The organism is Exiguobacterium sp. s11 (genome assembly GCF_018619015.1).
Taxonomy (GTDB): domain Bacteria; phylum Bacillota; class Bacilli; order Exiguobacteriales; family Exiguobacteriaceae; genus Exiguobacterium_A; species Exiguobacterium_A indicum.
The window spans coordinates 1041250-1065151 of sequence record NZ_JACSNF010000001.1 but is presented as its reverse complement, the minus strand read 5'-3'; the positions used below and the strand labels follow the sequence as shown (position 1 = coordinate 1065151).

The following is a 23902-nucleotide window of genomic DNA, read 5'->3' as shown; positions in this document are numbered from 1 at the left end:
GTTGGGAGAAAAGAAGAATCAGATTATCATCAAAGGCGCTCGCGTCAATAATCTACAAAACATCGATGTCGAAATCCCCCGCGATCAGCTCGTCGTCTTGACGGGCTTGTCCGGGTCAGGGAAATCGTCGCTTGCCTTCGACACGATTTACGCGGAAGGACAACGACGTTATGTCGAAAGTTTATCAGCCTATGCTCGTCAGTTCCTCGGACAGATGGATAAACCGGATGTCGACACGATCGAAGGACTGAGTCCGGCAATTTCAATCGACCAGAAGACGACGAGTAAAAACCCACGTTCGACGGTCGGAACGGTCACAGAGATTTATGACTATTTGCGTCTCTTGTACGCACGGATCGGTAAACCGATTTGTCCGAATCACGGAATCGAGATTTCGAGTCAGACGATCAGTCAGATGGTCGACCAAGTGATGGAGTTACCGGAGCGGACGCGCCTGCAAATTCTCGCGCCAATCGTTTCCGGACGTAAAGGAACGCACGTCAAGGTGCTTGACGATTTGAAGAAGGAAGGCTTCGTCCGCGTCCGTGTCAACGGAGAGACGATGGATCTCGCCGAAGAGATCACGCTTGAGAAAAACAAGAAACACTCGATCGAAGTCGTCGTCGACCGTGTCGTCGTGCGACCAGATGTCGAAGCCCGTCTTGCGGATTCACTGGAGACTGCACTTCGCCTCGCGGACGGTCGGGTCATCGTCGATACGATGGATGGCAACGAATTGTTGTTCAGTGAACATCATGCTTGTCCGATCTGTGGCTTTTCGATCGGCGAACTCGAACCACGGATGTTCTCGTTCAACTCACCGTTTGGTGCTTGTACGTCATGTGACGGTCTCGGAACGAAGCTTGAGGTCGATGTTGATCTCGTCGTGCCGCATCCTGATAAGTCATTGAACGAAGGGGCAATCGTAGCGTGGGAACCGACAAGCTCGCAGTATTATCCACAATTGCTCAAAGCGGTCTGTGACCACTTTAAGATCGATATGGATACACCATTCGAACAGTTGTCAGAAGAACACCGTGAAACGATCTTGAACGGAAACACGAAGGAAGAGATCCACTTCCGGTATGAGAACGACTTCGGGATGGTCCGAAATACGAATCTCTACTTCGAAGGGGTCCTCAATAACTTACAGCGTCGCTTCAAGGAGACATCGTCTGATTATATCCGGGAACAGATGGAAGGCTACATGGCGAAGAAAGCATGTCCGACGTGTAAAGGACATCGCTTGAAACGGGAATCGCTCGCCGTCAAAGTATCTGACCACCATATTGGTGAAGTGACGAAGATGTCTGTCAAACAAGCGGTCATGTTCTTCGACGAACTGCCGGAGAAATTAAGTGAGAAGGATCAGACGATTTCGCGGATGATCGTCCGTGAGATTCACGAACGGGCGTCGTTCCTTGAGAACGTCGGTCTCGATTACCTGACGATCTCACGCGCAGCGGGGACGTTATCCGGTGGAGAAGCGCAACGGATTCGTCTTGCGACACAAATTGGTTCGCGTCTGACGGGCGTCCTCTATGTTCTCGATGAACCATCGATTGGCTTACACCAACGCGATAATGATCGTCTGATCAATACGCTGAAGGCGATGCGTGATCTCGGCAACACGTTGATCGTCGTCGAACACGATGAAGACACGATGATGGCAGCCGACTACTTGATCGATATCGGACCTGGAGCTGGCGATCACGGTGGATTCGTCACGGCAGCCGGGAAACCGGAAGAGTTGATGCAGGATGCGAACTCGTTGACTGGTCAATACTTGTCCGGGAAGAAGTTCATTCCTGTTCCGTCAACACGCAAAGAGCCAGACGGTCGGATGCTCCATATCCACAAAGCATCGGAAAACAACCTGAAGAACGTCGATGTCGACATTCCGCTTGGTCTGTTCGTCGCCGTCACCGGTGTCTCGGGCTCCGGGAAATCGACGTTGATCAATGAAATTCTTTATAAGACGATCGCGCACGAGATGAACCGGGCGAAAGAAAAACCGGGTGCTCATAAAGGGATCACGGGTCTTGATCAAATCGATAAGGTCATCGATATCGACCAGTCACCAATCGGTCGGACACCGCGTTCGAACCCGGCAACGTATACCGGTGTCTTCGATGACATTCGGGACGTTTTTGCTTCGACGAACGAAGCGAAACTCCGTGGTTACAAAAAAGGACGTTTCAGTTTCAACATCAAGGGTGGACGCTGTGAAGCGTGTCGTGGTGACGGGATCATCAAGATTGAGATGCACTTCTTACCGGACGTCTATGTCCCGTGTGAAGTCTGTCACGGAAAACGCTACAACCGCGAAACACTCGAAGTGAAATATAAAGGCAAAACGATTGCCGACGTGCTTGAGATGACGGTTGAAGATGCCCTTGCCTTCTTTGAGAACATTCCGAAGATCACGCGGAAACTGCAGACGATCGCTGACGTCGGTCTGACGTACATGCGTCTCGGTCAACCCGCGACGGAACTGTCCGGCGGGGAAGCGCAACGTGTTAAACTGGCGTCCGAGTTGCATAAACGCTCGACTGGGAAGACGATCTATATTCTCGATGAGCCGACGACAGGGCTTCACGTCCATGATATCGCGCGTCTCCTGAAAGTGTTGCAACGTCTTGTCGACAATGGCGATACGGTACTCGTCATCGAACACAACTTGGACGTCATCAAGACGGCCGACTACTTGATTGATCTTGGACCTGAAGGTGGCGACGGTGGCGGAACGATCGTTGCTGCCGGTACACCAGAACACATCGCTGAAGTTGAAGCATCCTACACGGGACGATACCTCGCACCTGTCCTTGAACGCGATGCGGCACGAATTGAATCGTGAAACTTTTGTGGATGAGGATTCGTAGGAAGGAACTAAGGGAACTTAAACGAAAGTATCATGTAACACACGTTTGAGGTTCAAGAATAGGAGGGAACGGTTCATGAAGCAAGATATGCGTCAATTGATATTGGAGCAAGTCAAAGAAGGAAAGTTAACGATTGATGAGGCACTCGATAAACTCGAGCGGCTCGAAGCGATCGACGAACGTGCAACTTCTGCCAGTGAACATAAGTACGTCGATGAACCAGAACAATATGATCGGGTCGACCAGTATTCCGTCGATTCGCTGACGACGAAAGTCATGTCAGCGTTCGATAATCTCGTCAGCCGGATCAAGGACAGTGATCTTTCGCTTAATCAGGCGTCCGGTCCGAACGTCACCTACGTCAAACAATTCCCGTTCAGCGGTGAGACCGTGCACGTCGATTTGTTCAATGCGAACTTGGTCGTTGAACCGAGTGATCTCGAAGAATGCGAATTAACGGTGACGGGACGTCCACTCCGCCGCCAACAGGTGACGGAAGAACAGGCGCTTGAGCAACTTCAAGCCGCTGTTCAACATGCGGTCTCAGCGAACACACTCTCCATCCGTTTGAAGGATAAGAGTGTCCGTGCGACAGTCCATCTCAAAGTTCCGCGCCGTCATTACGAATCATTCGTCTTACAGACGCTGAACGGGGAAATTTCGTTGGCGTCACTCGATACGACATCTGCTCAACTGATGACAGCAAACGGTCGAGTCAACGTTCGTGATTTGTTCAGTGAGGATGTCAAAGTATCGACAGCGAACGGTTCGATCGAAATCGAAGAGTCGGAGTTAAAAGTCTTGAAAGCGAAGACAGCCAATGGACAAATCATCACGACAGGTGTCTTCGAACGTTCAGAACTAAAAACGGCGAACGGAAACGTCCGCTGCGAGCTGAAGACCGTGCAAAATGCGAAAGTCAAAGCGTCATCGCTTGCCGGAAGCATCGCTTTGATGTTGCCGCACGGCGCTGAAGTCTACGGGGAGCTTGAGACGAACTTCGGTGGTCTCAACTGCAACCTCGATGATATGGAATTGATCCGGGATCAAAAAGAAATCGTCAACCGGAAGCTCCATTTCGTATCAGGTCGCGGTCGTTCACCAAAAATTGAGGTCGAAGCCGATACGAAGACAGGTACGATTTCGGTCACGCACGGTGTTCACCTCAGTCCACAAGCGTTATAAGCATACCAGCGCAACTTCTTGAAAAAGAGGTTGCGCTTTTCTTATGACGTCGCATCCGCTTTGCGTGCTTTCCTCAGGCGAGACACAAGCCGCGGCTACGTCGTTCTAGGAACGAGTAGCCGGGTCTCGTTTGTCTCTGACAGCGCGGATGACCGCGCTTTTTCCTGTAGGAGTCACGCGAGCGGAGCTTCGTCAGCTGCATAGACAAAAACACCCATCCTCATAAGAAGATGGGTGTAGTTCCTACATCAATAATCGTAATCCTGATCCATCATCGGCTCGTCGAAGTTCATGTTCTCGATATTATTCATATCGTAACCAAACGAGAGTAAGGCAATGACACCGATGATTGCAAGAACGATCGAAACGAGAATCAGACCGATTCCGAGCCAACTCTTTCCGCGTGCGCGATTCCAATAGAAGATGATCGCGAGGACGTAGGAAATAAATGAACCACTGATGAAGATTCCGATGATCGAGATGATGAAGAATAAAAGAGCTGTTTGATCTTGATTACGCGAATACGCTTTCCACATATCAATCAGTGAGATGATGAGGTAGACGAAACCAGCAATCGCTAGAACCGCAAATAAGATAATGACTAAAATCAATCCGATACCACCGCCTGACATCACGGCAAAACCTCCTTCAAAATATTAACTCTTTATTCCATTCCCAAGAAATCATGCTTCTAATCCAATTCCATGAATCGAATAAAAATATGGTACAATACTTCAAGTGAAAGGGGCTGACGAAGCGTGCAACCAAAAGTGCGAACAGCTGAAATCGTAAAACAATTCAATCTCCACATCGTCACGGGAGAAGAGGGCTTACATCGTCCGATTCTGACGGCTGATTTGTGCCGACCTGGCCTTGTGCTTGCCGGTTATTATGCCTATTACCCGGCAGAACGTCTCCAGATTCTCGGAAAAACAGAATTGACGTTCTTCAATAATTTAACGTACGAGGAACAACGCGAACGAGCGAATGTCCTCTGTACGGATGAAACACCTGGTATCTTGATCACACGTGGATTCGAAGTACCGGAAGCGATCATCCAAGCCGCGGACGAGACGAACGTGCCACTGTTGACGACAAAAGGGCATACGACATCGGTCGAGTCACAGATCACGAACTTCCTCGAAGCGGAACTTGCACCAACGACAGCGATGCATGGTGTCCTCGTCGATATCTATGGTGTCGGTGTCTTCATCAAAGGGGCAAGTGGTGTCGGTAAATCGGAAACGGCACTCGAACTCGTTAAGCGAGGTCACCGCCTAGTGGCAGATGACTCAGTTGAGATTCGTCAAACTGGTGACGGGATTCTCGTTGGGACAGCACCGAAGTTGATTCAACATCTGCTTGAGATTCGTGGAATCGGGATCATCGATGTGATGACGTTGTTCGGTGCAGGTGCGGTTCGCTCGCATAAGAAGATCAGCCTCGTCTGTAACCTCGAGATTTGGGATCAATCGAAAGTCTATGACCGCGTCGGTCTGGACCAAGAGACACTCCAAATCATCGATACGGAAATTCCGTTCCTGACGATTCCGGTTCGTCCCGGACGAAACCTTGCTGTCATCATCGAAGTCGCAGCGATGAACTATCGTCTGAAGAACATGGGCATCAACACAGCAGAAGAATTCGCGGGACGTCTCGCGCAAGCAATTGAAGATGGGAATGGTGGTCTTTGATGGGAACTTTAGCCTCTGTACAACCAACGTTTGACCGCGTGGCGATTGAACTCGGTCCTGTACCGATTTACTGGTACGGCATCGTCATCGCACTCGGTGCGGTCGTCGGTCTCCTGATCGCAATCTTCGAGTCGAAGCGAATCGGCTTCAACGAAGAGTATGCGGTCGATGTCGTCATCTGGTCGATTCCGATCAGTATCATCTGTGCCCGGATTTACTACGTCGCGTTCGAGTGGAACTACTATAGTCAACATCTTGACCAAATCATCAATATCCGCCAAGGTGGGATCGCGATTCACGGTGCGATCATCGGTGCGATTTTGACGGTCATTATCTATACGCGTAAGAAAAAGATCTCGTTCTGGCAAATCGCTGATATCTTGGCACCATCCCTCTTGTTCGGACAAGCCGTCGGACGCTGGGGTAACTTCTTCAACCAAGAAGCACACGGTGGCGAAACGACATGGTCGTACTTACAAGATACGCTGCACTTACCGAACTGGATCGTTAACCAGATGTACATCGACGGGACGTACTACCTACCGACGTTTCTCTATGAAAGCATCTGGAACATCATCGGTGTCATTCTGTTGATCGTCTGGCGGATGAAGTTCAATCCACGTCGTGGATATGTCTTCCTCGGTTACCTCGTGTGGTATTCAATCGGACGCTTTTATATTGAAGGACTCCGGACGGACAGTCTGATGATGGGGGATGGACTCCGGACAGCGCAAATCGTCTCAATCTGTCTGATCATCTTCGGTGTGATCATGATGGTCGTTCGCCGCAACGCCGTTCGTTACTTGGACGGTTCGAAAAAGGAGGCGAAGTAATCGATGATTCGCACGCTACTGTTTGACTTAGATGGCACGTTGATCGACACGAATCCATTGATCTTAAAAAGCTTCGAGCATACGCTCAGCTACTATTATCCGGACCGGACGTTCACGGAAGCGGAATTGCTTCCGTTCATCGGTCCGACGCTAGAAAAATCATTCTCAGCGATGAATGCGGAACAGTGGAAAGAGATGGTCGCTTTTTACCGCAGCTACAACATTGCGATGCATGACGCGCTCGTGCTCGAGTATCCGGGTGTGCTTGACGGATTACGTCGTCTGCATGAAGCAGGCTACAAGATGGCGGTCGTGACGTCGAAGAGTCGTCGTGTCGCTCTTCGCGGCATCGAGTTGTTCGGACTGACGTCACTCTTTGACGCCGTCATCGCAGCCGACGACGTAACGGAAGAAAAACCAGCCGTCGAGCCGTTCGAAAAGGCGATGCAGTTGCTTGGATCAACGGCAGACGAAACGATCATGGTCGGTGACAACGATACGGATATTCTCGGTGGTAAGAACGCGGGACTGAAGACGGTCGCGGTCGGTTGGGCGATCAAAGGACGCGCGTACTTAGAAGCCCTCGAGCCGGACGTCATCATTAATTCGATGGATCATCTCGCTGCTTGGCTGGAGGAACAAAATGGCACGGCGAACTGATCGGTTTCAGGTCGGGACTACGAATCCACTCTGGCACATGTACCGGACGGTGTCGTTCTTTAAAGTGATGTGGTGCTTTACGATCATCACGATTGGTCGGTTTGCTCCGTCGCTACGTTTTAAGAACGCACTCTACCGGACATGTCTTCGGATGAAGATCGGGGAGAAGACGGCACTTGCCTTGATGGTGATGCCGGACACGATGTTTCCGGAGCGGATCACGATTGGTGATAATACGATCATCGGCTTCAATACGACGATTCTCTGTCATGAATATTTGACGACGGAGTACCGTTTAGGTGACGTCGTCATCGGAAGCAACGTCTTGATCGGTGCAAACGTGACAATCCTACCGGGCGTAACGATCGGAGATGGTGCTGTCGTTGGTGCCGGATCGGTCGTTCACCGGGATATTGCGCCGAATGAACGCGTCTCGAGTCAGCCGCTTCGCCGGCACGAAATGTGACAAAACTGTGAGAAGGAAGAAGGAAAAAAGATGACGCACATCCGCTTTACGTATAAGACAGGAAAGTATTTCGGAAGATTATTCGCCGAACGTCCACAAGGTCTCGTCGTTGAGGTGTTGGCTGTTGAGAAGCATCCCGTTCAAGGAGATCTTCACCAACCGAACCAAGTCGATGTTCCACTCTTCCATATCCGGACCGCCTTGCATAAGCACGAAAAGATCACGGTTTCGCCCGCAGTCGTTTATGCGTATGACGGAGAGATTCCCGATTATGCGACGAGCTTACGGCAGGCATATGACAAGGACGTGGCACGTCTTGAAGGACTGAATCCAGAGACGGATGCTTTTGTACGAAAATGCTTAGAGAATTACAAAGAACTGGAATCGATTTATGCGAAACGCTGGGGATGAACTCCGGCGTTTTTTTCTGTTGCATGCCTCCTAGAGATAGGGTATTCTTGTGTCTGCAACTACGAAACCAGTTTACTATTTATGGGGGCTTGAATCATGATGGAATTAACCAAATACAAAGCAGACCCCTTTGCGATAACAGCGCGCCAAGCGGAACTTTTTTATTTCCGCGGACGGAAGGCGCACCGGGAAGGGCGACTGGACGAAGCCGTCTATCATTTAGATGAGGCGACGACACTTCAGCCAGCGGACATCCGTTATTTGCTCCGTTATGCCCGTGTCTTATTCGAGACAGGAGAAATCAATCATGCGAATGATGTCTTGAAACAAGTACGCGCACTCGACGCATCAAATACGGAAGCACTCTTTTATTTAGCGAATAACTACGCACACGTCTCACTTTACGAAGAAGCGCGACAACATGCGATGGAATATTTAGAGCAAGCACCAAACGGCAAACACGCGGAGGCATCGGCCGCACTCGTGGAACTGATTGATCTCGAACAAGAGATGGAAGACGACGAAGAGGACGAATTGATTCGTCTGCACGGTCAGGCACAACGCCAGATCGATAAGGGAATGCTGTTCGCGGCACAGGAGACGTTGACGGGACTGATTGCCCAGTACCCGACGTTCTGGCCTGCCTACAACAACCTCGCGATCGTCGAGTTCTATTTAGGAGAGAACGATCGGGCATTCGCTTCCCTTGAACGGGTCCTTGAAGGGAATCCGGGGAATTTGCATGCCCTTTGTAACACGCTCGTCTTGTTACACGAGATGGGTCAGGACGAAGAGGCGCATCGTCTCTCCCGTCAGCTCGAACACGTTCGTTCCGTGCACCTTGAGACACGTTATAAGGTCGCATCAACGCTTGCGATCATCGGACGATACGATATCGCCTATGAAGAGTTGAAGTTGCTTGAGCGTCGCGGTTACCGGGGAGACCCACTCTTTGGGCACTGGTTATCAATCTCTGCCTATAAGACAGGACACGTCGAAGAAGCAGCCGCTTTCTTGAAGTCGGACGAAGCACAAGCGTTAAAGGAAGAGACGGATACGTATGACATTCGCCACAACCTGCAGTTTCGCTCGGCACTCATCCAAGCGCTGAAGACGGAAGATGATGTCTCGCGGATCTTCACGGCACTTCTCCTTGGTAAACTAAACGATGCTGAAGCACGGCTTGCATTGTCGATGATGCCAGAAGTGACAGACCAGGAAGACGTCCTGTTATTGACGGAACAGATTGTCATCGAGATGGAAGGACGGACTGATGTCGTGGATGAACGCATTCACCGGGCATTGCAGACGATCCGTCTTGCGGAACGATTCGTTTCAGACGAAGAACGGATGAGTCTTGAAGGGGATTTTTATGAACGCTTCGCACAGCTCGTCTTAAGCGGAGAATCGTTCGATTCGATTGAAGCATCCGCTGCATCACTGCTTTATCTGTTCCATGATTTACGGGACGGGATGTTGATCGAGGAATGTGCATCACTCGTCGATTGTTCGTTTGATCACGTCGCATCGATGATCCGGACACATGAACGGATGCTGGCACCGCTACAAGCAAAGTGTTAGACGTTTAGGGGATTCTCACCTATACTCAAATTACAACGATTACGATAAATGGGGTGGAATCATGGCGGAAACAGAACAAAAAATTTATGACGTCATCATCATCGGGGCAGGACCTGCTGGGATGACAGCCGCACTTTATGCATCACGTGCGAACCTTTCGACATTGATGATCGAACGCGGGATTCCGGGCGGTCAAATGGCGAACACAGAAGATATCGAGAACTACCCAGGATACGATAGCATCCTCGGACCAGATCTCTCGCAAAAAATGTTCGACCACTCGAAAGCATTCGGCGCAGAATATGCGTACGGAGACGTTCGAAGCATCGAAGACGGTAAAGCATACAAAACGATTCATGCACACAACAAAGATTACTACGCACGGGCGATCATCATCGCGTCTGGTGCACAATATAAGAAAATCGGCGTACCGGGTGAAGAAGAGCTCGGCGGTCGCGGTGTCTCGTACTGTGCTGTCTGTGATGGCGCGTTCTTTAAAGAAAAAGAACTCTTCGTCATCGGTGGAGGCGACTCTGCGGTGGAAGAAGGCGTCTACTTGACACGCTTCGCGAAAAAAGTCACGATCGTTCACCGTCGTGATGAGCTTCGCGCTCAAAAGATTCTTCAAAAACGTGCGTTCGACAACCCAAAAATCGACTTTATCTGGAACCATACGGTTAAACAGATCAACGAACAAGACGGGAAAGTCGGCGGTATCGAGCTGATCAATACAAAAACAGCTGATGTGACGACGCATCCGATCGATGGGGTCTTCATCTACATCGGGATGAACCCGATCACTGGTTATGTCCAGGACCTCGGTATCTTGAACGACCAAGGCTACGTCGTAACAAACGAAGCGATGGAAACAAACATCAAAGGCATCTTTGCTGCTGGTGACGTTCGTGAAAAGACATTGCGTCAAGTCGTTACAGCGACAAACGATGGTTCGATTGCCGCGCAAAACGCGCAACACTTCATCGAAGCGTTACTTGAAGAATTACAAGAATCCTCACACGCGTAATAACGAACCAGTTTCATTGAAGGTACCTTCAGTGAGGCTGGCTCTTTTTTTATGATATACTGAGAAAGAAGCGAAAAATACACACGGAACTGTTGTCTGGAGGGCGAAAAGATGGAACAGAATCAACCGCAACTTGTGATCATTACGGGTATGAGTGGGGCTGGTAAGACAGTCGCAATGAACAGCTTTGAGGATTTAGGCTATTTTTGCGTTGACAATCTACCACCGACGTTATTGCCACAACTCATCGAAGTCATCGGACAAGTGCGTCCTAAAATCGCCGTTGCCATCGATACACGTGCGCGTGATTTCATTGATAGTTTTTTTGTCGTTTATGAGGATTTGAAAAAGACGAACTTACAAACGCGGATGCTCTATCTCGATGCGCGTAACGATGTTCTCGTACGCCGCTACAAAGAATCGCGTCGTTCGCATCCGCTTGCACCGACTGACTCACCACTGACTGGGATTGAACGCGAGCGGACGTTACTTGAAGGATTCCGTGATAAAGCACAAATGCTGATCGATACGAGTGACATCAAACCGCTTGCGCTAAAAGAACGTTTGTTGAAAGAGTTTACGACAGGAGAGCGGATTCCGTTTACGGTCAACGTCATGTCGTTTGGCTTCAAACATGGCTTACCGCTTGATGCCGATCTTGTCTTTGACCTCCGGTTCTTACCGAATCCGTTCTACATTCCGGAACTGCGTCCAAAGACAGGACTCGATGAGGAAGTCGCATCATACGTCATGCAGTGGCCGGAAGCAAAGTTGTTCTATAAAAAACTCGTTGATCTACTCGAGTTCCTGATTCCGCAATACGAGCGGGAAGGGAAGTCGCAACTCGTGATCGCTCTCGGTTGTACGGGCGGGAAACACCGGTCGATTACGTTCGCGGAAGCCATCAGCAAGGAATTCGCGACGCAGTATCACATTGAGACGAACCACCGGGATTATGTGCATGCGAAGGAGGAGAAGTGATGAAATGGGAACGTAAAGTCGTCGCCATTGGTGGCGGGACAGGACTCTCGACGCTTCTTCGTGGACTGAAGCATTACCCGCTCGACATTACAGCGATCGTCACGGTCGCGGATGACGGCGGCAGTTCTGGTCGTCTGCGGACGGAGTTTAATATGTTGCCGCCTGGCGATATTCGCAATGTCATCGTCTCCTTGTCGAAATCGGAAACCTTGATGGACCGGATTATGCAGTACCGGTTTGAGACCGGCGAAGGATTGCATGGGCATTCGCTCGGCAACTTGATGCTGACGGCAGCGACACAACTCTGTAACGGTTCGTTCGTCGAAGCGATCGGTGTCATGGGACAATTGTTGAACGCAGAAGGAAAAGTCTATCCGGCGACGGAACGGACAATTACGTTATGTGCCGAGTTCGAGGACGGGACGATCGTTAAAGGAGAGTCACTGATTCCAACGGTCGGTAAGAAGATTGAACGAATCTTCCTTGAGGAACAAGACGTCCGTCCGGTACCAGAAGCGATTCAAGCAATTCTTGATGCTGATGTGATCGTCCTTGGACCAGGAAGTCTCTATACGAGTATCATCCCGAACGTCTTGATTGATGAGATCCGGGAAGCGATTCAGCAATCGCTGGCTCCAGTCGTCTATATTTGTAACGTCATGACACAACCAGGCGAGACGACGGCGTTCACTGCCAACGAGCATTTATCGACGCTCGAACGTTTTCTCGGTCAAGGCGTCGTCGATACGATCATCGTCAATAATGAGTCAATCGATGCCGGTTACTTGAAAAAGTATCAAAAGGATCATGCCGACATCGTCACCTATAATGAAAAACAATTCGAGCTCGCAGGCGTCGAAGTGCTGGCAGATGATATCGTCGACTACAATCATCATTTCATTCGCCATGACTCAGATGCGGTCGCTAGCCTCGTCATGCGAAAAGTACTATCGATTCGTCGGATGCGTCAACTCGAAGGGAAGGAGGAGCTGACATGAGCTTTGCCTCAGAAGTCAAAAAAGAATTAACGCAGATTCCGATCACCGATCACGAGATGAAGGCGGAACTCGCGGCGCTCGCCCGGATGAACGGTGCAATCTCGTTCGGTCTCGGACGGGGTCTGACACTCGATATCTCGACCGAGAATGCCTCGATTGCCCGTCGGATCTATTCGCTTTTGAAGAAAGCATATGGTGTCCATCTCGATCTGCTCGTGCGGAAAAAAATGCGTCTGAAAAAGAATAATGTCTATATCGTCCGTGTTAAGCAACAGGCGGACAAGATTTTGCAAGACCTCGGAATTTTAGGGGAAGGGTTCACGATGATTCGTTCGATCAGTGACACGATTTTAAACGATGAACGAAAAGCGCGTGCGTATTTACGAGGAGCATTCCTCGCCGGAGGTTCGCTCAACAATCCGGCGACGTCGTCGTATCACTTAGAGATCTTCAGTTTATATGAAGAACATAATGCGGCGCTCCGCGGTCTATCGAACGTCTTTGATTTAAACGCGAAGGCGATTGAACGAAAAAAAGGGCATATCCTTTATATCAAAGAGAGCGAAAAGATTTCCGATTTTCTCAAGCTCGTCGATGCGACACAATCGATGCTACGGTTCGAGGACGTACGGATCTTAAAAGACATGCGTAACTCGGTCAACCGTCTCGTCAACTGTGAGACAGCGAACCTCAACAAGACGGTCGGTGCGGCATTACGCCAAGTCGAGAACATCAAGTTCCTTGAGCGGACGGTCGGTCTTGACGTCTTACCGGATAAGCTGAAGGAGATCGCGATCTTGCGCGTGACACATCAAGACGTGACGTTACAAGAGCTCGGGGAGATGGTCGAAAGCGGCTCCATCTCAAAATCAGGAATCAATCACCGGTTGCGGAAGATTGATCAAATCGCTGAAAAAGTACGGAATGGAGAGTCGATGACAGGGGCCTTATAAGAGGGTCGCTTGCGAGATGAACCATAGTCTACTATAATATATAGTCGATGCAACTAAATGTTCGAATTAAGGAGTTTTTGAAATGGCTAACGAAAAGAAACGTATTTCGCTCACTGTAGACGCGAAGTTTGACGAAGTATTAACGAAAAAAGCAAAATCAATCGGTGTACCGAAAAGCACACTCGTTGCGTTCGCAACATCTTTATTCCTGAAACAATTACAAGCAGAAGAAGAGCTTTCGCCACATGCGAACGCGATCTACTCGCTGATTCGTGAAAACCACGACATCGTTTCAGATATCACAGACTTGATCGACTGATCATCGACCTCTCGTTCTACAAGGAACGGGAGGTTTTTTGTTGTATGCAGATGAATAGAGAAGAGTTCGCTTTCCTACAGATACAAAAAAAGTGCCTCCCGAAGGAGACACTCTGGGTGACTTATGCACGTTCCATGACGCGGTCGATGAGACCGTAATCAGCAGCAGCTTGTGCTGACATGAAGTTGTCACGCTCTGTATCGCGTTCGATGACTTCAAGTGGTTGTCCTGTGTTTTCAGCCATGATTTTGTTGAGGTGCTCACGCATTTTGATGATACGCTCCGCATGGATTTTAATATCCGATGCTTGACCTTGTGTACCACCGAGTGGTTGGTGGATCATGATTTCAGCGTTTGGTAACGCGAAACGTTTTCCCTTTGCACCTGCTTGAAGCAAGAACGCACCCATCGATGCTGCCATACCGATACAAATCGTTGAGACTTGTGGCTTGATGAAGTTCATTGTATCGTAAATCGCCATACCGGCAGTGATCGAACCACCTGGGCTGTTGATGTAAAGCGAGATTTCTTTATCTGGATCTTCTGCTGCTAAGAACAGAAGTTGGGCAACGACTGAGTTGGCGACGTTGTCGTCAATCGCGCTCCCAAGAAGAATGATGCGGTCTTTTAGCAAACGTGAGTAGATATCGTAAGCACGTTCCCCGCGGTTTGTTTGTTCGATGACTGTTGGAATTAACATAGTCTTTGCCTCCTTATAGTTGGTATGTAGCTTCCTATTCGACTTATCCTTATCATAATCCTTTGGTCAATATTGGTCAAAAGATACGATGCGACTTTTAGGTATTTTTCCATTACAAGGGCAAACGAAACATATCAATATAGAAAAAAGGCAACGCCATTGCTGGCATTGCCTTGTAGTTGAATAAATGGTACACCCGGAGAGATTCGAACTCCCGACACCTGGTACCGGAAACCAGTGCTCTATCCCCTGAGCTACGGGTGCATCTGATGTACTGAACAATTAATAGTATAGCGACATTTTTTCAGGAAAGCAATAGGGAAGCATGACTTTTCTTTTCCTTAGCGACTTAAAAGAGGCTCAGAGCACGTTTCTTAAAACGTTTCTTCTATAATAAGAAGAGGAGGAGGGGAATCGATGGATCAACGCCAGGAACAGACGCAACAGATGACGTTATCGGCGTCACAACAGTATCAATTACATGTGCTTGAGCAACCAGCTGCTGAGCTCGAGGAGGAATGGCGACGGTTGAAACGACGGTTGCATCGTCATTACCCGAATCAGGTTTTGCTAGAGGTCGAGCAGATGGCAGGTAATATGGCATCCTATGAAGACGAGCTTCTTGCACAAATACGTTTAGAATCAGTCAGACAGGAAATAGGATATATGGCGGAACAACTCATCGTGTATTTAGAAGCGGACGGTTTATTACGGACGTCGGACGAGCAGCTCGCTGCATCCTTCTCGACCGATGTCGCAACGATTACAGAAGCACGGACACTTTTACAACAATGTGAACCAGTCGGCATCGCTGCCCGCTCGGAACGCGAGTGCCAATGGTTACAAGCAATCGAGCTAGACGACACGGAATTGATCGGACTGACGGATCGGCTACGACATGAACCGGCGAGTCAGGTGTTCGCTCAGTTCAGTGAACAGGATCGAGCGCGGTTGCGAAAACGATTGACAAGGCTGAGCCGGACACCGGATCTTCCTAAAGAAGAACGACCGGTCATGGCAGAAGCACGGATTCACCTGTTAGATGGAAAACTTCAGATCGACTGGACGACACTCGATACGGATCAGACGTGGCTCGGATTAAAAGAGGCAACGCCTTTTTTGCGCGCGTACGAACGACGCCGTGTCACGATGCATGCCATCCTCTCAGTTTTGCTTGAGCGACAAGAACGCTGGTTCAAAGGAGAACTGCATCTTGAGCCATTGACGAAAAAACAAGTCGCTGAGGCGACGGGGCATCATCCGTCAACGATTGGTCGAGCGATTGCTGCGAAGTACGTCGAGACGGTCCATGGTCTCGTTGCTCTAGAAGACTTGTTCGTCTCACGGACGACAACCGGAGATTCGAGTTTTTTGATTAAACGGCGGATCGCCGAATACATTCAATACAGCGATCGTCCGTTAAGTGATCAGCAATTGACGGATCGTCTGCAAGCAGACGGTCTGACAGTCGCAAGGCGGACGGTCGCGAAGTACCGGGCAGCGCTTGGTTTAACGAAAAAAACGATGCAGCAAAGGAAGGCGCAATCAGAATGGGATTAAAACGACACAGACACTTAACACTCTATTCACGTCCGGGATGTACGCTATGTGAAGAGGCCGCCATCTTACTCGACTTCGTACTCGATGAGTTTCCGGAATGGACGTTCGAGGAAGTCAACATCGATCAGGATGAAGCGCTCAGTCTACGATTCTTATACGAGATTCCGGTCGTCATGCATGACGAGGAAATCTGGAGTTATGGCAAATTCGAGACGGAAACGATAAGAAACCGCTTACTTCAAAAAACTTGAGAAACGAGACTTGCAAGGCGAGAAATGGACTGTTATGATAACGGTGTACCAAGTGGGACACGTTATGACATGCGGGACAGAAAGCGTCCAGCTACTTGAGAGGAGAGGGAAATACATGATTCGGCAGTTAGTCCAGATCCAAAAACGAATCGTGCCTGATCTGATCGAAGAAATGCAGACACGCTACGACATCCTTCATTATGTACGACTGATGCAACCGATCGGACGACGTACGCTTGCGACGAGCCTTGGCTTGACGGAACGCGTCTTACGGCGGGAAGTCGACTTCTTGAAGCAGCAAGACCTCCTAGAGGTCGCGACGCAGGGGATGTCCTTGACGGATGAAGGACGAAATGTTCTTCGCAGCATGCACAGCATCATGGGAGAACTCGCAGGGATCTCAGACATGGCGAAAGCCTTGAAAGAGAGACTCGGAGTACGTGACGTCGTCATCGTACCGGGTGATTCCGATGAAACCTTCTGGGTACAGCGAGACATGGGGCGGGCAACCGTCGCACGACTCAAACGAGAGCTTTCTTCAGACCATCACAATACGATCGCTGTCACAGGCGGTACAACGATGGCATCCGTCGCGGCGATGATGTCGCCAGACAAGGAACACCGTCCAATGACGTTCGTTCCGGCACGCGGAGGACTGGGAGAAACGCTCGAATTACAAGCGAACACAGTATGCTCACGGATGGCATCACGCGCTCAAAGTGATTATCATCTGCTTCACATCCCGGACATGGTCAGTACAGAGACGTTCGTCAAGATGATCGAAGAGCCGAGCATAAAAAATGTGCTTCAAATGATTAAAGGTGCTTCAATCGTGGTACATGGAATTGGTGAGGCGAAAACGATGGCAAAACGTCGTCGCGCGTCTGAGGATCTCCTGACCCGACTGGAACATGAACAGGCAGTAGCGGAAGCATTCGGATATTACTTCGACCGAGACGGGAACATCGTGCACCGGGTCAAGACAGTTGGTCTTCAACTGGCTGACTTGAAGCAAGTCGAACACGTCATCGTCGTCGCAGGTGGTCATTCGAAGGCAGAAGCGATCAACGCCTATGTCAAACAGTCGCCAGACATCATCCTGATTACGGATGAAGGCGCAGCAGCTTCGATTTTGAAAGGGTAACCCCCTTTTGAATAATAGATAACTCGCTTTACATTAAAAGGAGGAAAATTATCATGGCAGTAAAAGTTGGTATTAACGGATTTGGACGTATCGGACGTTTGGCACTTCGTCAAATTCTTCAATTCGATGGAATCGAAGTAGTCGCGATCAACGACCTTACAGACACTAAAATGCTTGCGCACCTTCTCAAATATGATACGACTCAAGGTCGTTTCGACGGCGAAGTTGAAGTACACGACGGTTACTTCCTCGTCAACGGTAAAGAAATCAAAACACTTGCTAACCGCAACCCAGAAGAACTCCCATGGGGCGAGCTCGGTGTTGACATCGTTCTCGAATGTACTGGTTTCTTCACAGACAAAGAAAAAGCTGAGCTTCACTTAAAAGCTGGCGCTAAAAAAGTCGTTATCTCTGCACCTGCAACTGGCGACATGAAAACAGTCGTCTTCAACACGAACCACGAAATCCTTGACGGAACTGAAACAGTTATCTCTGGTGCTTCTTGTACTACAAACTGTCTCGCGCCAATGGCTAAAGTTCTCCAAGATCAGTTCGGAATCGTTGAAGGTCTCATGACTACGATCCACGCTTACACTGGTGACCAAAACACACTCGACGCTCCACACCCTAAAGGTGACTTCCGTCGTGCACGTGCGGCAGCAGCAAACATCGTTCCAAACTCAACTGGTGCTGCAAAAGCAATCGGTCTCGTTCTTCCAGAACTTCAAGGTAAACTTGATGGATCTGCACAACGTGTACCAGTCGCTACAGGTTCACTCACTGAGCTCGTAACTGTACTCGACAAAAAAGTTTCTGTAGAAGAAGTCAACGCAGCAATGAAAGCAGCTGCTAACGAGTCTTACGGTTACACTGAAGACGAAATCGTTTCTTCTGACATCGTTGGTATCTCTTACGGATCACTCTTCGATGCAACACAAACTAAAGTCATGACAGTCGGCGACAAACAACTCGTTAAAACAGTTGCTTGGTATGACAACGAAATGTCTTACACTAGCCAACTCGTTCGTACACTCAAACACTTCGCAGAAATCGCTAAGTAATTCGAGCAATTAAATAGCAATTGAATAAGAGCGGAAACGATATCAGTCTCCGCTCTTATTGCGGAAAAAAGCGGGAGGGGCATTCGCCCCTCACTATACGTAAGAGACGGAGGACGAATGTATGAATAAGAAATCGATTCGCGACATCGATGTACAAGGAAAACGCGTATTTACACGCGTGGATTTCAACGTACCGTTGGAAGACGGTAAAATCACGGATGACACACGGATCCGTGCTGCACTCCCAACGATCAAACACTTGATCGACGGTGGAGCAAAAGTCATTCTCGCTAGCCACATGGGTCGTCCAAAAGGCGAAAAGAACCCTGAGTTCTCACTTGCACCAGTCGTAGCACGCCTCAGCGAATTGCTTGGTAAAGACATCAAGCTCGTTGAAGAAGCATACGGTCCAGTTGCAGAAGAAGCAGTCAGCAAACTCGAAAACGGCGATGTCGTCGTCTTAGAGAACGTTCGCTTCTACCCTGGTGAAACGAAAAATGACGAAGAGCTCGCTAAAGGATTCGCGAAACTCGCTGACGTCTTCGTCAACGACGCGTTCGGCGCAGCACACCGTGCACACGCATCGACAGAAGGTATCGCACACCATGTCGACACAGCAGTTGCCGGTCTTCTCATCGAAAAAGAACTTCAAGTTCTCGGTAAAGCTCTTTCTAACCCAGATCGCCCGTTCACGGCAATCATCGGTGGTTCGAAAGTAGCGGACAAAATCGGTGTCATCGATCACTTACTCGACATCGTCGATACGTTGATCATCGGTGGCGGCTTATCGTACACGTTCCTCACAGCTCGTGGTATCGAAGTCGGTACTTCACTTCTTGAGGTCGATAAAATCGACCAAGCGAAGGAATTCATGAAGAAAGCAGAAGAAAAAGGCGTTAAGTTCCTCATGCCAATCGACTGCGTCATCACGAAGGAATTCGGAGAAGAAACATATGTCGGACCACGTGACATCACAGAGATCCCAGCCGATCACATGTCACTTGATATCGGTCCAAAAACGGTTGAACTCTATGCAGAGGCAATCAAGAACTCGAAACTCGTCGTCTGGAACGGACCGATGGGCGTATTCGAACTCGATAAATACGCAAACGGTACAAAAGGTGTCGCGCAAGCTCTTGCGGACAGCGATGCGTACTCAATCATCGGCGGTGGCGACTCAGCTGCTGCGGCAGAGAAATTCGGTCTTGCTGACAAAATGAGCCACATCTCTACAGGTGGTGGAGCAAGTCTCGAATTCATGGAAGGGAAAGCTCTTCCTGGTGTCGAAGCGCTAAACGACAAGTAATCTAAGTTCACAAGGGAGTGTTTCTCAATGCGTAAACCAATTATCGCAGGTAACTGGAAGATGAATCTGACGCTCAAGGATGCAGTCGCATTCGTTGAGGAAGTCAAAGGAGCTGTACCTGCTTCGACGACAGTCGACGCAGCCGTCTGTGCGCCAGCAGTATTCTTGGCACACTTGACAGAAGCAGCAGCTGGTACGGATCTTAAGATCGGTGCTCAAAACATGTACGACAAAGAGAGCGGTGCGTTCACTGGTGAAATCAGCCCGCTCATGCTCAAAGAACTCGACGTGACATACGTCATCCTCGGTCACTCTGAGCGTCGTGAGTACTTCGGCGAAACAGATGCGTTCATCAACAGCAAAGCGAAAAAAGCGTTCGAGCACGGTCTCGTTCCAATCGTTTGTGTAGGTGAAACACTGGAAGAGCGTGAAGGCGGCAAGTTCGAAGACGTCATCCGCGAACAGACAGCAAACAGCCTCAAAGGTCTTACTGTCGACCAAGTGAAAAATCTCGTCGTCGCTTACGAGCCTGTCTGGGCAATCGGAACAGGTAAATCAGCGACAGAACAAGATGCACAAGATTCTTGTAAATTCGTCCGTGACGTCGTTGCAGCTGAATTTGGTGCTGAAGCAGCAGAAGCTGTCCGCATCCAATACGGTGGTAGCGTCAAACCGGAAAACATCAAAGAATATATGGCTCAACCAGACATCGACGGCGCGCTCGTCGGCGGTGCAAGTCTTGAGACAGGATCGTTCCTCAAACTGTTGGAGGCGATTTAAATGAAAAAACGTCCAGTCGCACTGATCATCCTTGATGGTTTTGGTATGCGTGACGAGGAGTTCGGAAATGCCGTTACGGCGGCAAACAAACCGAACTTCGACCGTTACTGGGGTCAATACCCGCATACGTTGTTGAATGCGAAAGGCGAATACGTCGGTTTGCCTGAAGGTCAAATGGGGAACTCAGAAGTGGGTCACCTCAACATCGGTGCAGGTCGCGTCGTCTATCAATCGCTATCCCGAATCAACAACGCAATCAAGGATCGCTCGTTCTTCTCGCGTCAAGCGATGAACGATGCGGCAGGTCACGTGAAGAAATACGGTTCAGCGCTTCATATCTTCGGTTTGGTCTCTGACGGTGGAATCCACAGTCACATCAACCACTTATATGCGGTGCTCGAATTCGCGAAACTTCACGAAATCGAAAAAGTCTACCTCCATGCTTTCACGGACGGTCGTGACTGCGACCCACAATCGGGCGCTGGTTTCCTCCGTGACGCGCAAGCGAAGATGGATGAATTGAATGTTGGACAATTCGCGAGTATCTCTGGTCGCTACTATGCGATGGATCGCGATAACCGTTGGGAACGCGTCAAGAAAGTCTATGACGTCATCACGTTCGGTGAAGGTCCAACGACGAAGGATCCAATCGGCATGGTCGAAGCTTCGTACAAAGAAGACGTAACGGATGAGTTCATCGAACCAACTGTTGTCGTGCAGGAAGACGGTACGCCAGTCGCACCGATCCACGATAACGATGCGATCGTGTTCTTCAACTATCGTCCTGACCGTGCGATTCAGCTTTCGAAAGTCTACAAAGAAAAAGGTGGCTTCGACGGATTCGAACTTCCGGACAACGCACCGAAGAACCTGCTACTCGTCTCAATGACGAAGTACTCGGATGCGATTGATACGGACATCGTATTCCCGCCTGAAGACATCAAGAACACGCTGGGTGAGACATTGTCAAAACAAGGTCTCAAACAGCTACGCATCGCGGAAACGGAAAAGTATCCGCACGTCACGTTCTTCTTCAACGGACAACGTGAAGAACCATACGAAGGGGAAGATCGGATCTTGATCCCTTCACCAAAAGTCGCGACATACGACTTGAAACCGGAGATGAGCGTCTATGAAGTCACAGATGCCCTCGTCGACGCAATCAACTCGGACAAACACGACGCGATCATCCTCAACTTCGCTAACCCGGATATGGTCGGTCACTCGGGTATGCTCGAGCCGACGAAAAAGGCGATCGAAGCTGTCGATGAGTGTCTTGGGAAAGTCGTTGACTTGATTCTCAGCAAAGGCGGCGCGGCAGTCATCACGGCTGACCACGGGAACGCGGATAAAGTCCTCAATGCGGACGGCAGTAAGATGACGGCGCATACGACAGAACCAGTTCCATGTATCGTGACGGTCGAGGACGTTGAACTCCTTGAACCACTCACAGGTGCACTCGCTGACCTCGCACCAACGGTCCTTGATCTCCTCGGAGCGGACCAACCAGCAGAGATGACTGGTAAATCGATCGTATTGAAGAAATAATCCCGTCGATCGAAAGAATTACAGCACATATTTCTTACACACAAAAGGAGCGAATTTAAATGTCAATGATTACAGAGATTTACGCACGCGAGATTCTTGATTCACGCGGTAACCCAACAGTAGAAGTAGAAGTTTATACAGAAGATGGCGGTTTCGGTCGCGCACTCGTACCATCAGGTGCATCAACTGGTGAGCACGAAGCAGTCGAACTCCGTGATGGCGACAAAGCACGTTACCTCGGAAAAGGTGTTTTGAAAGCTGTTGACAACGTCAACGAAAAAATCGCACCAGAAATCATCGGTTACGATGTCTTCGACCAAGCTGGAATCGACAAAAAGATGATCGATCTCGACGGTACGAAAAACAAAGGTAACTTCGGCGCTAACGCAATCCTTGGTGTTTCTATGGCTGCTGCACGTGCTGCTGCTGATGAGCTTGGTCTTCCACTTTACACATACCTCGGTGGATTCAACGCGAAAACATTACCAACACCAATGATGAACATCATCAACGGTGGATCACACGCAGACAACAACGTGGACTTCCAAGAGTTCATGATCATGCCTGTCGGTGCTCCAACATTCAAAGAAGCACTTCGTATGGGTGCTGAAATCTTCCACGCGTTGAAATCAGTTCTTAGCGGAATGGGTCTTAACACAGCAGTTGGTGACGAGGGTGGATTCGCTCCAAACTTGAAATCAAACGAAGAAGCAATCACAGTTATCCTTGAAGCAATCGAAAAAGCTGGCTACAAAGCAGGCGAAGATGTTTACCTTGCAATGGACGTCGCTTCTTCTGAGTTCTACGATAAAGCAGCTGGAACATACAACCTCGCTGGCGAAGGCAAAGTCCTTTCAACAGAAGAGCTTGTTGAATTCTACGCACAACTCGTTGACAAATACCCAATCATCTCAATCGAAGATGGCTGTGACGAAAACGACTGGGATGGTCACAAACTTCTTACAGATCGTATCGGACACAAAGTCCAACTCGTTGGGGATGACTTGTTCGTAACGAACACTGAGAAACTTGCTGAAGGTATCGAAAAAGGCATCGCTAACTCAATCCTCATCAAAGTTAACCAAATCGGTACGTTGACTGAAACATTCGACGCAATCGAAATGGCTAAAAAAGCTGGTTACACAGCTGTCGTTTCTCACCGTTCTGGTGAAACTGAAGATTCAACGATCGCTGACATCGCTGTTGCGACAAACGCTGGTCAAATCAAAACTGGTTCACTTTCACGTACAGACCGTATCGCGAAATACAACCAACTTCTCCGCATCGAAGACATGCTTTCAGACGTTGCTGTCTACGACGGAATCAAATCATTCTACAACCTCAAGAAGTAATTTCAGGTTGATCGTTTGAATAAGCTATAAGGAAAACCTCCTATTCGTGTGATACGTACACACGGATAGGAGGTTTTTGTATATCAAGCAATGTCAAACCAAAAAGTCGCTTTTGTCATCAAAACTATACTGAACTGTCAAAAAATTGATTCATCCTAGTAGATGACTAAAATGTTATACTCATAAATAAGTGCAAATTAAATATTTATAGGC

Annotated in this window: 22 protein-coding genes, 1 tRNA gene and 1 pseudogene; 21 read left to right on the top strand and 3 right to left on the bottom strand. The window is 49.1% G+C overall.

Annotated features, from left to right (window positions below):
• The first annotated feature begins 1 nt into the window (after nt 1).
• Both uvrA and KNQ12_RS05775 read left to right on the top strand, forming a co-directional pair.
• The gene (gene uvrA, locus KNQ12_RS05780) at nt 2–2857 is read left to right on the top strand and encodes an excinuclease ABC subunit UvrA (protein WP_035396286.1); all 2856 of its coding nucleotides are present in this window, start codon (nt 2–4) and stop codon (nt 2855–2857) included.
• A gap of 100 nt (nt 2858–2957) precedes the next feature.
• A complete protein-coding gene (locus KNQ12_RS05775) occupies nt 2958–4067 on the top strand; it encodes a DUF4097 family beta strand repeat-containing protein (RefSeq protein ID WP_214746707.1) in 1110 nt (369 codons plus the stop codon).
• A 248-nt stretch (nt 4068–4315) separates the two neighbouring features.
• On the opposite strand, the gene KNQ12_RS05770 is transcribed toward KNQ12_RS05775, so the two are convergent.
• Nucleotides 4316–4699, bottom strand: coding sequence for a hypothetical protein (locus KNQ12_RS05770; protein WP_023469232.1), 384 nt, complete (start codon nt 4697–4699; stop codon nt 4316–4318).
• A gap of 126 nt (nt 4700–4825) precedes the next feature.
• On the opposite strand from KNQ12_RS05770, the gene hprK reads away from it, so the two are divergent.
• The 11 genes from hprK to KNQ12_RS05715 all read left to right on the top strand — a co-directional run bounded on the left by hprK (nt 4826) and on the right by KNQ12_RS05715 (nt 13987).
• On the top strand, nt 4826–5761 hold the full coding sequence (gene hprK / locus KNQ12_RS05765; protein WP_035396292.1) for an HPr(Ser) kinase/phosphatase: 936 nt from the start codon (nt 4826–4828) through the stop codon (nt 5759–5761).
• Nucleotides 5761–6594 (top strand): prolipoprotein diacylglyceryl transferase, encoded by an 834-nt coding sequence (gene lgt / locus KNQ12_RS05760; protein WP_023469230.1) that lies wholly within the window; start codon nt 5761–5763, stop codon nt 6592–6594. The genes hprK and lgt overlap by 1 nt, the downstream gene beginning before the upstream one ends.
• 3 nt (nt 6595–6597) lie before the next feature.
• Nucleotides 6598–7254 carry a pyrophosphatase PpaX gene (gene ppaX, locus KNQ12_RS05755; RefSeq protein ID WP_214746704.1) on the top strand — a complete coding sequence of 219 codons (657 nt, stop codon included), beginning with the start codon at nt 6598–6600 and terminating at the stop codon, nt 7252–7254.
• Nucleotides 7238–7720, top strand: coding sequence for an acyltransferase (locus KNQ12_RS05750; RefSeq protein WP_035396297.1), 483 nt, complete (start codon nt 7238–7240; stop codon nt 7718–7720). Before ppaX ends, KNQ12_RS05750 begins: the two co-directional genes overlap by 17 nt.
• Before the next feature lie 30 nt (nt 7721–7750).
• A complete protein-coding gene (gene kapB, locus KNQ12_RS05745) occupies nt 7751–8131 on the top strand; it encodes a sporulation phosphorelay system protein KapB (RefSeq protein ID WP_023469227.1) in 381 nt (126 codons plus the stop codon).
• Nucleotides 8132–8227: 96 nt separating this feature from the next.
• Complete coding sequence (locus tag KNQ12_RS05740) at nt 8228–9712, top strand: tetratricopeptide repeat protein (protein ID WP_214746701.1); 1485 nt, start codon at nt 8228–8230, stop codon at nt 9710–9712.
• A gap of 61 nt (nt 9713–9773) precedes the next feature.
• On the top strand, nt 9774–10736 hold the full coding sequence (trxB, locus tag KNQ12_RS05735) for a thioredoxin-disulfide reductase (RefSeq protein WP_023469225.1): 963 nt from the start codon (nt 9774–9776) through the stop codon (nt 10734–10736).
• Between the two features lie 111 nt (nt 10737–10847).
• Nucleotides 10848–11717, top strand: a complete 870-nt coding sequence (gene rapZ / locus KNQ12_RS05730) for an RNase adapter RapZ (protein WP_023469224.1) — start codon at nt 10848–10850, stop codon at nt 11715–11717.
• Nucleotides 11717–12715: a gluconeogenesis factor YvcK family protein gene (locus tag KNQ12_RS05725; RefSeq protein ID WP_023469223.1), complete on the top strand. Its 999-nt coding sequence runs from the start codon at nt 11717–11719 to the stop codon at nt 12713–12715. The genes rapZ and KNQ12_RS05725 overlap by 1 nt, the downstream gene beginning before the upstream one ends.
• Nucleotides 12712–13668 carry a DNA-binding protein WhiA gene (gene whiA, locus KNQ12_RS05720; RefSeq protein WP_023469222.1) on the top strand — a complete coding sequence of 319 codons (957 nt, stop codon included), beginning with the start codon at nt 12712–12714 and terminating at the stop codon, nt 13666–13668. The genes KNQ12_RS05725 and whiA overlap by 4 nt, the downstream gene beginning before the upstream one ends.
• An 82-nt stretch (nt 13669–13750) precedes the next feature.
• A complete protein-coding gene (locus KNQ12_RS05715) occupies nt 13751–13987 on the top strand; it encodes a hypothetical protein (RefSeq protein ID WP_023469221.1) in 237 nt (78 codons plus the stop codon).
• Between the two features lie 121 nt (nt 13988–14108).
• On the opposite strand, the pseudogene clpP reads toward KNQ12_RS05715, so the two are convergent.
• Both clpP and KNQ12_RS05705 read right to left on the bottom strand, forming a co-directional pair.
• A pseudogene (gene clpP, locus KNQ12_RS05710) lies at nt 14109–14693 on the bottom strand (ATP-dependent Clp endopeptidase proteolytic subunit ClpP); the annotation flags it as partial.
• Nucleotides 14694–14875: 182 nt separating this feature from the next.
• Nucleotides 14876–14951: transfer RNA gene (locus KNQ12_RS05705), tRNA-Arg, on the bottom strand.
• Between the two features lie 153 nt (nt 14952–15104).
• Here KNQ12_RS05705 and KNQ12_RS05700 point away from each other — a divergent pair.
• From KNQ12_RS05700 to eno, 8 genes are all read left to right on the top strand, one after another.
• Nucleotides 15105–16247 carry an RNA polymerase factor sigma-54 gene (locus KNQ12_RS05700; protein WP_214746698.1) on the top strand — a complete coding sequence of 381 codons (1143 nt, stop codon included), beginning with the start codon at nt 15105–15107 and terminating at the stop codon, nt 16245–16247.
• Nucleotides 16238–16498: a glutaredoxin family protein gene (locus KNQ12_RS05695; RefSeq protein ID WP_023469219.1), complete on the top strand. Its 261-nt coding sequence runs from the start codon at nt 16238–16240 to the stop codon at nt 16496–16498. The genes KNQ12_RS05700 and KNQ12_RS05695 overlap by 10 nt, the downstream gene beginning before the upstream one ends.
• Nucleotides 16499–16613: 115 nt before the next feature.
• Nucleotides 16614–17642 carry a sugar-binding transcriptional regulator gene (locus KNQ12_RS05690; RefSeq protein ID WP_023469218.1) on the top strand — a complete coding sequence of 343 codons (1029 nt, stop codon included), beginning with the start codon at nt 16614–16616 and terminating at the stop codon, nt 17640–17642.
• 53 nt (nt 17643–17695) lie between these two features.
• Entirely contained in the window at nt 17696–18703 is a 1008-nt protein-coding gene (gene gap / locus KNQ12_RS05685; RefSeq protein ID WP_023469217.1) for a type I glyceraldehyde-3-phosphate dehydrogenase, read from the top strand.
• A gap of 121 nt (nt 18704–18824) precedes the next feature.
• Entirely contained in the window at nt 18825–20009 is a 1185-nt protein-coding gene (locus KNQ12_RS05680; RefSeq protein WP_035396304.1) for a phosphoglycerate kinase, read from the top strand.
• A gap of 27 nt (nt 20010–20036) precedes the next feature.
• Complete coding sequence (gene tpiA / locus KNQ12_RS05675) at nt 20037–20789, top strand: triose-phosphate isomerase (protein WP_023469215.1); 753 nt, start codon at nt 20037–20039, stop codon at nt 20787–20789.
• Nucleotides 20790–22337 (top strand): 2,3-bisphosphoglycerate-independent phosphoglycerate mutase, encoded by a 1548-nt coding sequence (gene gpmI / locus KNQ12_RS05670; protein WP_214746695.1) that lies wholly within the window; start codon nt 20790–20792, stop codon nt 22335–22337.
• A 59-nt stretch (nt 22338–22396) separates the two neighbouring features.
• Nucleotides 22397–23689: a phosphopyruvate hydratase gene (gene eno, locus KNQ12_RS05665; RefSeq protein WP_023469213.1), complete on the top strand. Its 1293-nt coding sequence runs from the start codon at nt 22397–22399 to the stop codon at nt 23687–23689.
• Nucleotides 23690–23902: the final 213 nt, after the last annotated feature.